The 13,650-nt window shown below is 70.5% G+C and carries 12 protein-coding genes; 10 read left to right on the top strand and 2 right to left on the bottom strand.

What is annotated here, in order from left to right:
• Positions 1–53 precede the first annotated feature (53 nt).
• The gene (locus tag DEJ12_RS03410) at positions 54–566 is read right to left on the bottom strand and encodes a hypothetical protein (RefSeq protein ID WP_111024089.1); all 513 of its coding nucleotides are present in this window, start codon (positions 564–566) and stop codon (positions 54–56) included.
• 138 nt (positions 567–704) lie between these two features.
• On the opposite strand from DEJ12_RS03410, the gene DEJ12_RS03420 reads away from it, so the two are divergent.
• The 9 genes from DEJ12_RS03420 (at position 705) to DEJ12_RS03460 (ending at position 11,730) form a co-directional block, all read left to right on the top strand.
• A complete protein-coding gene (locus DEJ12_RS03420) occupies positions 705–1,259 on the top strand; it encodes a DUF805 domain-containing protein (RefSeq protein ID WP_110863157.1) in 555 nt (184 codons plus the stop codon).
• Positions 1,260–1,268: 9 nt separating this feature from the next.
• The gene (locus DEJ12_RS03425; protein WP_111029024.1) at positions 1,269–2,111 is read left to right on the top strand and encodes a PhzF family phenazine biosynthesis protein; all 843 of its coding nucleotides are present in this window, start codon (positions 1,269–1,271) and stop codon (positions 2,109–2,111) included.
• 221 nt (positions 2,112–2,332) lie between these two features.
• On the top strand, positions 2,333–3,691 hold the full coding sequence (locus DEJ12_RS03430; RefSeq protein WP_071404684.1) for an extracellular solute-binding protein: 1,359 nt from the start codon (positions 2,333–2,335) through the stop codon (positions 3,689–3,691).
• 107 nt (positions 3,692–3,798) lie between these two features.
• Positions 3,799–4,749 carry a carbohydrate ABC transporter permease gene (locus tag DEJ12_RS03435; protein ID WP_110894824.1) on the top strand — a complete coding sequence of 317 codons (951 nt, stop codon included), beginning with the start codon at positions 3,799–3,801 and terminating at the stop codon, positions 4,747–4,749.
• A gap of 5 nt (positions 4,750–4,754) precedes the next feature.
• Complete coding sequence (locus DEJ12_RS03440) at positions 4,755–5,648, top strand: carbohydrate ABC transporter permease (RefSeq protein WP_371830315.1); 894 nt, start codon at positions 4,755–4,757, stop codon at positions 5,646–5,648.
• Positions 5,649–5,753: 105 nt separating this feature from the next.
• Positions 5,754–8,762, top strand: coding sequence for a glycoside hydrolase family 38 C-terminal domain-containing protein (locus DEJ12_RS03445; RefSeq protein ID WP_111029025.1), 3,009 nt, complete (start codon positions 5,754–5,756; stop codon positions 8,760–8,762).
• 308 nt (positions 8,763–9,070) lie between these two features.
• Positions 9,071–10,030, top strand: a complete 960-nt coding sequence (locus DEJ12_RS03450) for a hypothetical protein (protein ID WP_111029026.1) — start codon at positions 9,071–9,073, stop codon at positions 10,028–10,030.
• A gap of 106 nt (positions 10,031–10,136) precedes the next feature.
• Positions 10,137–10,877, top strand: a complete 741-nt coding sequence (locus DEJ12_RS03455; RefSeq protein WP_111029027.1) for a histidine phosphatase family protein — start codon at positions 10,137–10,139, stop codon at positions 10,875–10,877.
• Positions 10,867–11,730 carry an NAD(P)H-hydrate dehydratase gene (locus DEJ12_RS03460; protein WP_111029028.1) on the top strand — a complete coding sequence of 288 codons (864 nt, stop codon included), beginning with the start codon at positions 10,867–10,869 and terminating at the stop codon, positions 11,728–11,730. Before DEJ12_RS03455 ends, DEJ12_RS03460 begins: the two co-directional genes overlap by 11 nt.
• Positions 11,731–11,885: 155 nt before the next feature.
• On the opposite strand, the gene DEJ12_RS03465 is transcribed toward DEJ12_RS03460, so the two are convergent.
• The gene (locus DEJ12_RS03465; protein WP_111029029.1) at positions 11,886–12,323 is read right to left on the bottom strand and encodes a YdeI/OmpD-associated family protein; all 438 of its coding nucleotides are present in this window, start codon (positions 12,321–12,323) and stop codon (positions 11,886–11,888) included.
• 184 nt (positions 12,324–12,507) lie between these two features.
• Between DEJ12_RS03465 and DEJ12_RS03470 the strand changes: the two genes are divergently transcribed.
• A complete protein-coding gene (locus tag DEJ12_RS03470) occupies positions 12,508–13,650 on the top strand; it encodes an ABC transporter substrate-binding protein (RefSeq protein WP_111029030.1) in 1,143 nt (380 codons plus the stop codon).

Raw genomic sequence — 13,650 nt, forward strand, 5'->3', positions numbered from 1 at the left:
TGGAGGCGCGGTGCGGGGCCGCCCCGCGCCTCCAGGCCGGTGGGTGGCTGCGGTCAGTCCGCCGACCCGTGCATGGTCTGGGTGTCGTCCTGACCCGGGATGGCGTCCTTCGTGGTCCAGCCGTACCAGCGGCCGTCGATCTCGGTGACCGCGCGGCCGTCGCCGCAGGTGACGAGGCCCTTGGTCGGGAGCTCCTCGGGCAGGAAGTCGGCGGTCATCGCCGTGCCGCCGTACGACTCGTCGAGCGGGGTGCAGTCGTCCACGTCGACGCCGTCCTTCGACGCGAACCCGATGACGTACCCGGGCTGCGAGACGTGGAGACGGACGTCGATGTCCTTCGCGTCCTCCGGCACCCACTTCGGCATGAAGAAGGCCAGGTCCTCGGACTCCCCGGAGCGCGGGGCGTCGGAGTACGCGTCGAAGTGCTTCTGCGGGGTCTTGTTCGGCACGATGTCCTGGATCGCGCTGCAGCCGGCGGTCAGCAGCAGGGCGGACACCGCGGCGGTGGAGGCGAGGGCGATCCGGAGGGTGCGGCGGGCGGTGGTGGGGCGCGTGTCGGTGCTCATGGATCCAGTCTCACGACGGAGGCGGCGCTGAAACATCACGTGCGCACCCGGAAGTGGTCGGGGGTTACCCCCACCCGCCGCGCCGGGCCTGCCGAGGAGTACTCAGGAGTGCCCAGGTCGCCCCGGTAAGCAGGTTCGGTGCACCAGACGCAGCAGCCACCGGTCGGAGTCCCCTGGCACCAGGCCACCTTCCCCGCCTCGTTCTCGCGGTTCTGGCGGGGGTACGTCGTGTTCCGCGGTCGTGCCGCTCGTGCCGAGTTCTGGTGGTGGGCGCTGTGGTGGGCGATCATCTCCGCGGCGATCAACATCGTGTACGGCATCGGACTCTTCATGACGCCGCCACCGATGCCGAGCCCGGACGAGACGCGCGTCCTCGACCAGGCGATGCAGTCCTTCAACCCGTTCCCGGTCTGGTGGTTCCTGCTCACGTCGATGCCGGTCTTCGCCCAGATCGCACTGGGGGTCTTCGTGGTCGTCGGACTCGCGGCGCTGCTGCCCTGGATCGCCATCGCGGTGCGGCGGCTCCACGACACGAACCGCTCCGGGTGGTGGGTCCTGCTGTACCTCGTGCCCGCCGGCAACATCGCGCTCGCCGTGTTCCTCGCACTGCCCTCGGAGCCACCCGCGGCACCGCAGCAGTCCGGGCCACCCGTCGGTGATCGGCCCGCGCACCCGGTCGTGACGCCGCAGTAGCGTCGGGGCATGCAGCAGGAGATCCTCCGGTACACCGCGTTCGCCGCCGAGCCGGGCGGTGGCAACCCCGCCGGGCTCGTGCTCGACGCGGCCGGACTGTCCGACGACCAGATGCTCGCGATCGCCCGGCAGGTCGGGTACCCCGAGACCGCGTTCGTCGTGGGTGCGACGTCGACCGGGCCGCGGGTCCGCTACTTCTCGCCGAGCGCCGAGGTGCCGTTCTGCGGGCACGCCACCGTCGCCCTGGCCGTCGCGCTGGCCGAGCGCGAGGGGCCGGGCCGCCGGGTGTTCACGACCCTGGCCGGCGAGGTCGCGCTCGACGCCACCGTCGGTGCGGACGGAGTGGTTCAGGTCGCGATGACGAGCGTCGAGCCGGCGACACGGGACATCGACCCGGCCCTGCTGGCGCGGCTGTTCGACCTGCTCGGGCTCTCGGCCGCGGACATCGCTCCGGGGTTCCCGGTGCTGGAGTCCTTCGCCGGCAACTGGCACCCGGTGCTCGTGCTGCACGACCGCGAGCTGTTCCACCACTTCCGGTTCGCGCCGGGGCCCCTCGCCGAGCTCAAGCGCGAGGCCGGCTGGGCGGGGACGGTCACGGTACTGCACCGCACCGGCGACCGGGAGTACGAGGCGCGCAACCTGTTCCCCGCCGGGCGCATCACCGAGGACCCGGCGACGGGCTCGGCAGCGGCGTCGACCGGGGCGTACCTGCGGCAGATCGGTGCAGCGCAGCCGGGCGACCGCATCACGATCCGGCAGGGGCGGCACGTCGGGCGTCCGAGTCTGCTGCTCGTGAACGTGCCCGAGGCCGGCGGGATCACGGTGACGGGGAGCGCGACCCCGATCCCCTGACGGACGTTCCTTCCCAGAACGCACGCGATGGGAAGCGGAATCGGGCGTACCTGGTCGAAACTTCCGACCCGGTACGCCCGAATCCGCCCGGTACGCCCGATTCCGCCCGGTACGCCCGAATCCGCCCGAGAAACTCCTTGACAGGTTTAAGTCAATACGGTGGACTAATCCTGCGCGCGGGCGATGGTGCCCGCGGACATCACCCGTGCAAAGGAGCACCGATGAAACGCACCCGCATCATCGCCGGACTCGCAGCTGTGGCCGTGGCCGCAGTCGGTCTGGCTGGCTGCTCGAGCTCGGGGTCCGCCTCGAGCGACACGATCAAGATCGCGTACCAGAAGTTCGGCGCCTTCCAGCAGCTCGACGCCCAGATGAAGGTCGTCAAGAAGCAGTACGAGAAGGACAACCCCGGCAAGAAGGTCACCCTCGTGCCCATCCAGGCACAGGGCAACGACTACTACACGAAGCTCGCGCTCATGAACAAGGCACCGGCCACCGCCCCGGACGTCATGTACGAGGACACGTTCCTCGTCAAGGCCGATGCCGAGGCGGGCTACCTGCTGCCACTCGACAAGTACACGGACAAGTGGGACGAGTGGGACCAGTTCTTCGACAACGCCAAGCAGGCCGGGCAGGGTGACGACGGCAAGATCTACGGCGTCCCGATGGGCACCGACACCCGAGCCCTCTGGTACAACAAGGACATCTTCAAGAAGGCCGGGCTCGACGTCCCGTGGAAGCCGAAGACGTGGGACGACGTGCTCGCGGCGGCGAAGACCATCAAGGAGAAGCAGCCCGACGTCATCCCGTTCAACATCTACTCGGGCAAGGCGCAGGGCGAAGCCTCGACCATGCAGGGCTTCGAGATGCTCCTGTACGGCGCCGACGGCTCCGGCAACACCCTGTACAAGGACAAGAAGTGGGTCACCGGCTCGAAGCAGTTCGAGGACTCGCTCAAGTTCGTGAAGGACGTCTACCAGGGCGGCCTCGGCCCGACACCGCAGCAGGCGCTCGACACGAACGTCGGCACGACCATCGCCCAGACGTGGCTGCCGAAGGGCAAGCTCGCGATCGACCTGGACGGTTCGTGGCAGTCCGGCACGTGGCTGAAGTCCGGCACCGCGCCGTGGCCCGAGTGGAACGACGTGATGGGCCAGGCACCCATGCCGACCCAGAACGGGCAGGCTCCCGGCTACAACTCGATGTCCGGCGGCTGGACCCTGGCGGTCGGCGCGAAGTCGAAGAACCCGCAGGCGGCGTTCGACTTCATCACGAGCTTCCTCGACAAGGACGGTTCGCTGAAGTACGACACCGAGAACAGCCAGATCGCCGTCCGGAAGGACGTCGCGGACGACCCGGCCTACACGGCGGCGAACCCGACGTTCAAGTTCTTCTCGGGGCTGGTGGAGAACACCAACTTCCGCCCGGCGACGAGTGACTACTCGCAGGTGTCCAACGCGATCCAGGTCGCGATGGAAGCGGTCATGACCGGTCAGCAGTCGCCGAAGGACGCGGCTGCCGCCTACGACAAGGCCGTCACGCAGGTGGTCGGCAAGGAGAACACCGTCTCCGCTGGTTGACGGACGTCACCCAATGACGGACTGGAGGCGCGGGGCGGTCCCGCACCGCGCCTCCCGTCCGCTCTTCCCCACCTTCGGAACCCCTCCGCACCCGGAAGGCACCCATCGTGTCCAGCACCCCCCTCGCGCCGACGCTGTCGGCGCCCGGTGCGCCGAAGCGCACCGATCCACCCGTGCCGCGCAAGCGGCGACCACTGCGGAACGTCGGACGAGCGGTCCCGCTCCTGCCCGCCCTGGTCCTCCTCGTCATCTTCCTGCTCGGCCCCGTCATCTCGTCGTTCTACGGGTCGTTCACCAACTCGGCCCTGACCGGTGCCAGCGCGGCCGACCAGCAGTTCGTCGGCTTCCAGAACTACGTCGAGCTGTTCCAGGACCCGGACTTCCCGAAGTCCGTCATCCTGACCGTCGTCTTCCTGCTGGCCTCGGCCGTGGTGGGACAGAACGTGCTCGGCCTCGGACTGGCCCTGCTGATGCGCTCGGCGAACAAGGCCGTCCGGGCGATCGTCGGCACCTTCGTGGTGGCCGCGTGGGTCCTGCCCGAGATCGTGGCGTCGTTCGCGGCGTACGCGTTCTTCAACGACGAGGGGACGCTCAACACGTTCCTCGCGTCGATCGGGATCACCGGTGCGAACTGGCTCTACACGTACCCGATGCTCGCCGTGATCCTGGCGAACATCTGGCGCGGTACCGCGTTCTCGATGCTCGTCTACTCGGCCGCCGTGCAGGAGGTCCCCGAGGAGATCACCGAGTCCGCCGAGGTCGACGGAGCCACCGGCTGGCAGCGGCTCGTCTACATCACGCTCCCGGTGATCCGCCGGAGCATCTCGACGAACCTCATGCTCACGACGCTGCAGACCCTGTCGGTCTTCACGCTGATCTTCGTGATGACCGGCGGCGGCCCGGGCACGAACTCGTCGACCCTGCCGATCCTGGCGTACCAGGAGGCGTTCAAGTTCTCGCAGCTCGGCTTCGGGACGGCGATCGCGACCATCCTGCTCGTGGTGGGGGCGGTCTTCTCGATCATCTACATCCGAGCCCTCAAGCCGGAGGTGGACTGATGGCCATGACAGCCCCGTCCCTCGACCAGACCACGACCCGCTCGGTGACCGCACCGGGGTCGATGCACATGACGTCCCCGCGCGGCCGCACCATGCGGTGGGTGTCGAACGTCGTGCTGCTCGTCATCGCGGTGTGCTTCGCGGTGCCGCTGCTCTGGCTCGTGCTCGCCTCGTTCGACACCCAGGCGTCGCTGTCGGTGAAGCTGCCCTCGCAGTTCACGCTCGACAACTTCGCGAAGGTGCTCACCCCCGAGCTGTCGTTCATCCCGCTCGCGAACAGCCTGCTGCTCTCCGGCGGCACCGCGGTCGTCACCGTGGTGTTCGCCTTGCTCGCCGCGTACCCGCTGTCCCGGTACAAGATGCGGGTCAACAAGCCGTTCCTGTACAGCATCCTGTTCGGTACCGGCCTGCCGATCACCGCGATGATGGTGCCCGTCTACGCACTGTTCGTGTCGCTCAACCTGATCGACAACGTGTGGGGCTGCATCTTCTTCCTCGCCGCCACGTCGCTGCCGATGGCGATCTGGATGGCGAAGAACTTCATGGACTCGGTGCCGATCTCGCTGGAAGAGGCGGCGTGGACCGACGGTGCCTCGATGCTCACCACCCTGACCCGCATCGTGATCCCGCTCATGCGTCCGGGCATCGCGGTCGTGTTCATCTTCGTGTTCATCCAGGCGTGGGGGAACTTCTTCGTCCCGTTCGTCCTGCTGCTCTCGCCCGAGAAGGTGCCCGCCGCGGTGAGCATCTTCAACTTCTTCGGGCAGAACGGGGCGGTGGCGTACGGCCAGCTCGCCGCGTTCTCGATCGTCTACTCCGTGCCCGTCATCGCCCTCTACGTGATCGTGTCCCGAGGCCTCGGCGGCGGCAACGCCCTCGCCGGCGGCATCAAGGGCTGATCCGCCGGTCCACGCCCCGCAAAACACCGGTGTTCGCGCGTCGAACACCCGCGAACCGCGGTTCCGTTCGCGAACACCGGTGTCTTGCAACCAGAAAGGAAGCACATGCACCAGGACGAACCGCTCGTCGAGGCCCGGATCGCCCGCCTCGTGCGCGACCGTGTCGACCCCGCCGTCCTCCGTCGCTCGGCGCCGGTGACGATCGAGGCGTGGGAGGTGCCGGGCGAACCGGTGCCGTTCGATGCCGCCGTGGGCGAGACGTACACACCGTTCACGGTGGGGTCGCACTGGGGCGGACGCCCGTGGGGCACGACGTGGTTCCGGGTGACCGGCACCGTGCCGGCGGACTTCGGCACGGCGCCGGGGACCACGGCCGAGCTCCACGTCGACCTGGGGTTCACCAAGCGGCAGCCCGGGTTCCAGGCCGAGGGACTCGCGTTCCGCGCCGACGGCTCCACGATCAAGGCGATCGAGCCGCGGAACGACACCGTGCCGCTCGAGGTCGGCCCGGGGGAGTCCTTCCAGCTCTGGATCGAGGCCGGGGCGAACCCGGACATCGGCGGCGACTCGTTCCAGGGCGCGACGCCGCTCGGCTCGCGCTCCACCGCCGGCGACGACCCGATCTACCGCCTGAAGGCCCTCGAGGTCGTCGAGCGCGACGACACTGTGTGGGAACTGCAGCAGGACCTCTGGGTGCTGCGCGGGCTGATGGCCGAGCTCCCCACCGACGGCACCCGCGGCGCCGACATCCTGCGGGCACTCGAACGCGCCGCCGACGCCCTGGACCCGGACGACGTCGCCGGCACCGCCGCGGACGCCCGGCAGGTCCTGGCGCCCGTGCTCGCCGTCCCCGCCAGCCCCGCCGCCCACCGCGCGATCGCCGTCGGGCACGCCCACATCGACTCCGCCTGGCTGTGGCCCGTGCGCGAGACGAAGCGCAAGTGCGCCAGGACGTTCTCGAACGTGCTCGACCTGATGGACCGCGACCCCGACTTCACCTTCGCCTGCTCGTCCGCGCAGCAGTACGCCTGGATCCGCGACGAGTACCCGTCCATCTGGACCCGAATCAAGCAGCGCGTCGCCGAAGGGCGGTGGATCCCGGTCGGCGGCATGTGGGTGGAGTCGGACACCAACCTGCCCGGCGGTGAGGCCCTGGCCCGCCAGTTCGTCGCCGGCAAGCGCTTCTTCCTGGAGGAGTTCGGCATCGACACCCCCGAGGCCTGGCTCCCCGACTCGTTCGGCTACTCGGGCGCCCTGCCGCAGATCGTCCGCGCCGCCGGGTCGAAGTGGTTCGTCACCCAGAAGCCGTCGTGGAACGAGACGAACGTCATCCCGCACACCTCGTTCCACTGGGAGGGCATCGACGGCTCGCGCGTCCTGACGCACCTGCCCCCGGCCGACACCTACAACTCCGACGTCTCGCCCGCCGACCTGCGCCGCGGCGAACGGAACAACAAGGAACGCGGCACCGCGAACACCTCGATGCTGCTGTACGGCTTCGGCGACGGCGGTGGCGGTCCCACCCGCGAGATGGTCGGCGCCGCACACCGCCAGCACGACCTCGACGGGTCGCCCCACGTCACGCTCGGCACGCCGGCGCAGGTGTTCGAGCAGCTCGAGGCCGAGCTGCCGACGCCGGGGGTCTGGTCGGGGGAGATGTACCTCGAGTTCCACCGCGGCACCTACACGTCGCAGATCCGCACGAAGCAGGGCAACCGCCGCTCCGAGCACCTGCTCCGCGAGGCCGAGCTCTGGGCGGCGACGGCGGCGGTCCGGCTCGGCAGCGAGTACCCGTACGCCGAACTCGAGGACGCCTGGCACACCGTCCTGCTGCAGCAGTTCCACGACATCCTGCCCGGGTCCTCGATCGCGTGGGTGTACGAGAACGCCGAGGAGCAGTACGCCCGGGTCGCCGGGGTGCTCGAGGGGCTGATCGGGAGCGCGACGACGGCGCTCGCCGGCACTGCGGACGCCGCGTCGGTCGTGCGCTTCAACGCCTCGCCGGTCGCGGCAGGGGACGTGACCGCCCTGGCAGGTTCGGTCGTCCACGCGCCGCGACCCGTGCCTCCCGTCCGGAGCGGCGACCGCTTCGTCTTCGACACCGGCGTCGTCACCGCGACCATCGACGCTGCCGGCCACGTCGTCTCGTTCGTCGACCACGCCACCGGACGCGACGCGATCGCTCCCGGCGCTGCGGCGGCGGAGTACACGGTCTTCCGGGACACCCCGAACCAGTGGGAGGCGTGGGACATCGACCGCGCCTACCAGCGCAACGGCACGGCGCTGTCGGCGTCGTCGGTCGCGATCGCAGGTGACGAGCTCGTGGTGGAACGGTCCTTCGGATCGTCGACGCTCACCACGCGCTACTCCGCCGTGCAGGGCGAACCGGAGCTGACCGTCGAGACCGAGGTCGACTGGCACGAGCACCAGAAGCTGCTGAAGCTCGCGTTCCCGATCGATGTGCTCGCGTCGTCGGCCTCGAGCGAGATCCAGTTCGGGCACATCGACCGGCCGACGCACCAGAACACCTCGTGGGACCACGCCCGCTTCGAGACCTCGGCACACCGCTGGGTGCACGTCGCGGAGCCCGGGTTCGGCGTCGCGGTGGCGAACGACTCGACCTACGGCCACGACATCACGCGCGAGACCCGGCCGGACGGCGGGATCACCACGCTCGTGCGGGAGTCGCTGCTGCGCGGGCCGACGTTCCCGGACCCGAACGCCGACCAGGGGCACCACGTGTTCCGGACCGTGCTGCGGATCGGGGCCTCGGTGCTCGACGCCGCCGACTCCGGGTACCGGCTGAACCTGCCCGTGCGGAGCGTGCCCGGGTCCGCCGAGGTCGCGCCGCTCGTCACGGTGTCGTCGCCGCAGGTGTTCGTCGAGGCCGTCAAGCTCGCCGAGGACCGCTCCGGAGACGTCGTCGTGCGCCTGTACGAGGGGCTCGGCGGCCGGGCGACGCACGTCGGGGTCGCCTTCGGGTTCGACGCTGCGTCGGTGTCGCAGGTCGACCTGCTCGAGCGGCCGCTGGAGCGCTCGTGGTCGGCCGGGGAGCCGGTCGTGCTGACCCTGCGTCCGTTCGAGATCGTGACGCTGCGCGTGCGTCGGGCCTGAGGCAGCGGGCCCGGCGTTCGGTCGGGGAGAGACCGCGGCGCCGGACGGGACACGGGTGCGTTCCGTCCGGCGCCGTGTTGCGTGTGGGTGGGTGCGGGCGTGGGCCGGGCCGGGTGGAATCGGGCGTAGCTGGTCGAATCGGGCGTACCTGGTCGGAACTTCTGGCCAGGTACGCCCGATTCCGCTTGGCATCGCGGCCGTTCTGGGAAGGAACGTCTCCCCTCCACAACAGCACAGGCCTGGAGGCCCGTCCACAGTTCCTGACATCGACCTCCGGAACGGATGGCCGGTCCGGCATCGTCACGTGCATGAACGAGTCGCTGCCCATCCTCCGAGCCTCCGCCATGCACGAGGCCGGCCTCGACGCCACCACCCTGCGCCGCCGAACCCGGACCCAGGGTGTCGGCCGCCTGGTCCGGGTCGGACCGAACGCCTTCGTCGACGGTGCCGCGTGGGACGCCGCCGGGCCTCGTCAGCGGTACGTCACCCGGGTGTTCGCGCGGCTCGGCCGGCTCGGCACCCGGGCGACGGCATCGCACCTGTCCGCCGCGGCCCTGCACGGTCTCCCGGCGCTCGGCGGGTGGGACGTCCCGGTGCACGCGACGGTGCCCGAGTCGATGTACCGGGGCCGGAGCGCCGAGCTGGTCCTGCACACGAGACCCTTCGGCCGGGGCGAACGGGCCACGGTCGGTGCGATCGCGGTCACCTCCGTCCCCCGGACCGTCGTCGACGTGGCGATGACCGGCGACCTGCGGGCGGGCGTCGTCATCGCGGACGCCGCACTGCGACGTGGGTTCGACGGCGCCGATCTCCGACGAGCGGTTCCTCCGAAGGCCCGCGCCCGAGCCCTGGCGCAGCAGGTGCTCGACCTGGCCGATGCTCGCTCCGGGTCACCGGCCGAGTCGCTCGCGCGGGTCGTGTTCCGGGAGCTCGGGCTTCCGGACCCGTTGCTGCAGCAGGAGTTCGTCGTCGACGGACGTCGGTCCGCAGTCGACTTCTGGTTCCCGGACCACGGGGTCATCGTCGAGATCGACGGGCGGGCCAAGTACTCCCAGGAGCGCTACCTGGGCGGCCGGAGTCCGACCGAGGTGTTCCTCGACGAGAAGCGGCGGCACGGTCGCTTGCTCACCGTGCCGGGTGTGCGGACGATCATCCGGCTCGAGTGGCGAGACCTGTTCGACCTCGATGCGCTGGCGCTGCGACTCCGGGCGGCGGGGCTCCCGTGCGCGGTCCGACCGGTCCGGAGCGCTCGGCTCCGTACGGGGTGACTGCCCGGCGCCGCGCGGGGCGACCGTCCGGCGCCGCCCGGCGCCGCGCGGGGTGATCGTCCGGCACCGGTGAACCGGCACAGCACGCGCTGGCTAGCGTGGCGTCATGGCAGTGCAGGAGATCTGGCTCGTCCGTCACGGCGAATCGGTCGCGAACGTCGCGGCGGCTCGGGCCGAAGCCGCGGGCGACGACGTGATCGACGTCGAGTTCCGGGACGCCGACGTCCCGCTCAGCCGGCTCGGCACCGATCAGTCCCGTGCCCTCGGCCAGGAGCTCGCCGACCGCGGGATCGACGACGTCCCCGTCGCGCTGTGGGTGTCGCCGTACCTCCGTGCGCAGCAGACCATCGCGATCGCGCTCGAGGCAGCCGGCATCACCGAACCCGAGAAGCGGGTGGACGAGCGGCTGCGCGACCGTGAACTCGGCGTCCTCGACCTACTGACCCTGCAGGGCGTCCGCAACCGGTACCCGGACGAGGAACGCCGCCGACAGTGGCTCGGCAAGTACTACCACCGGCCGGCGGGCGGGGAGTCGTGGGCGGACGTGATGCTCCGGCTCCGGTCGCTCCTGGGCGACCTCGAGCGGGTCGACGGTGTCGAGCGCCTGGTGATCGCCGCACACGACGCCGTGGTGATGCTCGCCGTCGCGGTGTGCCTCGACCTCGACGAGCCGGCACTCATGGAGTTCGCCCGGACCCACGCCGTCGCGAACGCCTCCCTCACCCGACTACGTCGTGACGATGCCGGATCGCCGTGGGTGCTCGAGGAGTTCTCCTCCGTCGGACACCTGGACGACGACGAGGTCACCGAGCACACCGGCCGGAAGGACGACGAACATGTCCACTGAGCCCGTCACCCCGAACTTCCTGCGGGACTGGCCACTGCCCGAACCCGGTGCCGGCAAGTACGGCCGCGGGCAGGTGCTCATCGTCGGCGGCGCCGCTCGGACCCCCGGCGCCGCGATGCTCTCCGCGCTCGCCGCACTCCGCGTCGGCGCCGGTCGACTCACCCTGGCGGTCGGCCGGAGCGTCGCGAACGAGGTCGCGGTCGCCGTGCCCGAGTCCGGGGTCGAACCCCTCGACGAGGACCAGGACGGACACATCGCCGTCGGTGCGATCGAGGGCATCGCGGACAGCGCCTCGAGCGCCGATGCCGTGCTGGTCGGGCCGGGGCTCGACGAGCCGGACGGTTCGCGTGACCTCGTGGCCGGACTCGCCGACGTCGTCGGTCCGCAGACCACCGTCGTGCTCGACGCCTTCGCCCTCGGTGTGGCTGCCGACGTGCGGGACCGCCTCGAACCGCTGCGTGGACGGCTCGTGATGACGCCGAACTCCGGCGAGGCCGAACGCCTGCTCGGGCGGGAGTGCAGCGACGACGACGTGGCCGACGCCGTGGCGATCGCGAACCGCTTCGGAGCGGTCGTGGCCCTCGGCGACGCCATCGCCACACCGCAGGGTCGGGCGTGGCTCAAGGGCACCGGCTCGGGCGGTCTCGGCACGAGCGGCAGTGGGGACGTGCTGTCCGGCGCGGTCACCGGGCTGCTCGCCCGCGGCGCCGATCCGGCACAGGCCGTGGCGTGGGCGTCCTACGTGCACGCTGCCGCAGGTGACCGACTCGCGGTGCAGGTCGGACCGCTCGGGTACCTGGCGAGCGAACTCGTCACCGAGATCCCGCGGGTCCTGGTCGAGCTCGGGGCCTGAGCGCGCCCGTTCTTTCCCAGAACGCCCGCGATACCCGGTGCTTTCGGGCATACCTGCCGAGAACTTCCGACCAGGTACGCCCGAATCGACCAGGTACGCCCGAAACCACCAGCCCGCCCGACCCCGCCCGTCCCCGCGCCGCCCCGCCCGCACCCCTACCCCCGCAGCGACTCCACGGCCTTCGCGATCCGCCGGGCCCGGGTCTCCGGGGCCTTCGCCTGCGTGACGGGGTCGGCGAGCGCCCGCTGCCGTGAGTTCGACAGGGTGTCGAACGCCGCACGCACGCCGGCCTCCTGCAGCGCGGCGGCCAGGTCCTCCGGCAGGTCGACGGTCCGGGGCAGGGGGTCGACCTCGAGCGAGACCTCGACGGTGTCCCCGGCGGCGATCCCGGCGGCCGCACGGTGGGCGGCCGACAGCGGCACCAGGAACTGCTCGTCCATGACCCCGACGGTGGAGCGGTAGGTGTAGCCCCGGTTGATCGTGACGACCACCGCGGGGCGCTTGCCGGATCCGAGCGCCTCGATGACGGACTCCGGGACGGGGAGTCCGGTCGCCGTCTTCCGCGCTTGCAGGACCGTCGTCGTGAACCGCATCCGTGCCTCCAGGCCTGGTGTGGGCGCGACCCTGCGCCCAGAACGAGCAAAGCGTACAGCCGCACCCGCTGTTCCGCCGTCGTTCACCACCGGAGCACGGGCCGGAAACCGGCCGCGTCCACGATCGAGCAGAACCCGGACACCCGGTCCCCGCAGCACCTTCCCCCACCCGAAAGGCCCACCCGTGCAGCACAAGCGCACCCTGGCCGGCATCGCCCTGGCCGCCGCCGCAGTCGTCACCCTCGCCGGATGCTCCTCGACGAGCTCCGCCAGCACGAGCAAGGGCGACGCCGACTGGAAGACCACCACCAGCGCCGAGTCCGCCGGCGGCATGGACGCCCTGGTCAAGGCCGCCAAGGCCGAGGGCCAGCTCAACGTCATCACGCTCCCGCCGACGTGGGCCAACTACGGCAAGATCATCGACGGCTTCACCAAGAAGTACGGCATCAAGATCAACTCCGCGAACCCGAACGGCTCGAGCGCCGACGAGGTCGCCGCGGTCAAGTCGCAGAAGGGCCAGTCCACCGCCCCCGACGTGCTCGACCTCGGGAACGCCGTGCTGCAGGAGAACCTCGACCTGTTCGCCGACTACAAGGTCGCGAACTGGGACGACATCCCCACGAACCTGAAGGACGAGGACGGCGCCTGGACGCGCGACTACACCGGCCTGATGTCGATCGGGTACGACTCGTCGAAGATCTCCGACGCCCCGAAGGACATGACGGACCTGCTCGGCTCCGAGTACAAGGGCAAGGTCTCGATCGGCGGCGACCCGACGCAGGCGAACCAGGCCGCGTCCGCGGTGTACCTGGCGGCGCTGGAGAACGGCGGCTCGGCCGACGACATCACCAAGGGCGTCGACTTCTTCGGCAAGCTCAAGCAGGCCGGCAACTTCCAGAACGTGCTGCCGACGCAGGCCACCGTCGCCTCGGGTGAGACCCCGGTCGTCGTCCAGTGGTCGTACAACAACCTGGCCTGGGGCCCGGCGGCGGGCGCGAGTGGCAACAAGGACTGGAAGACCGTCGTCCCGAAGGGGCAGGCGCTCGGCTCGTACTACTCGCAGGCCATCAACAAGGACGCCCCGCACCCCGCGGCCGCCCGCCTGTGGGAGGAGTACATCGCCAGCCCCGAGGTCCAGAACCTGTACCTGCAGGCCGGCGCCTTCCCGTCCACCCTCGCCGCGCTGACGAAGTCGGGCAAGGTCGACCAGGACGCCCTCGACGCCGCCGGTGGCGCACCGAAGGACTACGTCGAGCTGACCGACGCGCAGGTCGCCGACGCCGCCAAGGTGCTCAAGGCCAAGTGGTCCTCGACGATGGGGTCCTGA

Origin of the sequence: Curtobacterium sp. MCLR17_059 (assembly GCF_003234665.1) — a bacterium.
Classification (GTDB): Bacteria; Actinomycetota; Actinomycetes; order Actinomycetales; family Microbacteriaceae; genus Curtobacterium; species Curtobacterium flaccumfaciens.

Excerpts from the sequence above, each read along its gene's own strand:
- DEJ12_RS03410 (WP_111024089.1), bottom strand. The coding sequence starts at position 566 with ATGAGCACCGACACGCGCCCCACCACCGCCCGCCGCACCCTCCGGATC.
- DEJ12_RS03425 (WP_111029024.1), top strand. The coding sequence starts at position 1,269 with ATGCAGCAGGAGATCCTCCGGTACACCGCGTTCGCCGCCGAGCCGGGC.
- DEJ12_RS03430 (WP_071404684.1), top strand. The coding sequence starts at position 2,333 with ATGAAACGCACCCGCATCATCGCCGGACTCGCAGCTGTGGCCGTGGCC.
- DEJ12_RS03440 (WP_371830315.1), top strand. The coding sequence starts at position 4,755 with ATGACAGCCCCGTCCCTCGACCAGACCACGACCCGCTCGGTGACCGCA.
- DEJ12_RS03445 (WP_111029025.1), top strand. The coding sequence starts at position 5,754 with ATGCACCAGGACGAACCGCTCGTCGAGGCCCGGATCGCCCGCCTCGTG.
- DEJ12_RS03450 (WP_111029026.1), top strand. The coding sequence starts at position 9,071 with ATGAACGAGTCGCTGCCCATCCTCCGAGCCTCCGCCATGCACGAGGCC.
- DEJ12_RS03455 (WP_111029027.1), top strand. The coding sequence starts at position 10,137 with ATGGCAGTGCAGGAGATCTGGCTCGTCCGTCACGGCGAATCGGTCGCG.
- DEJ12_RS03460 (WP_111029028.1), top strand. The coding sequence starts at position 10,867 with ATGTCCACTGAGCCCGTCACCCCGAACTTCCTGCGGGACTGGCCACTG.
- DEJ12_RS03465 (WP_111029029.1), bottom strand. The coding sequence starts at position 12,323 with ATGCGGTTCACGACGACGGTCCTGCAAGCGCGGAAGACGGCGACCGGA.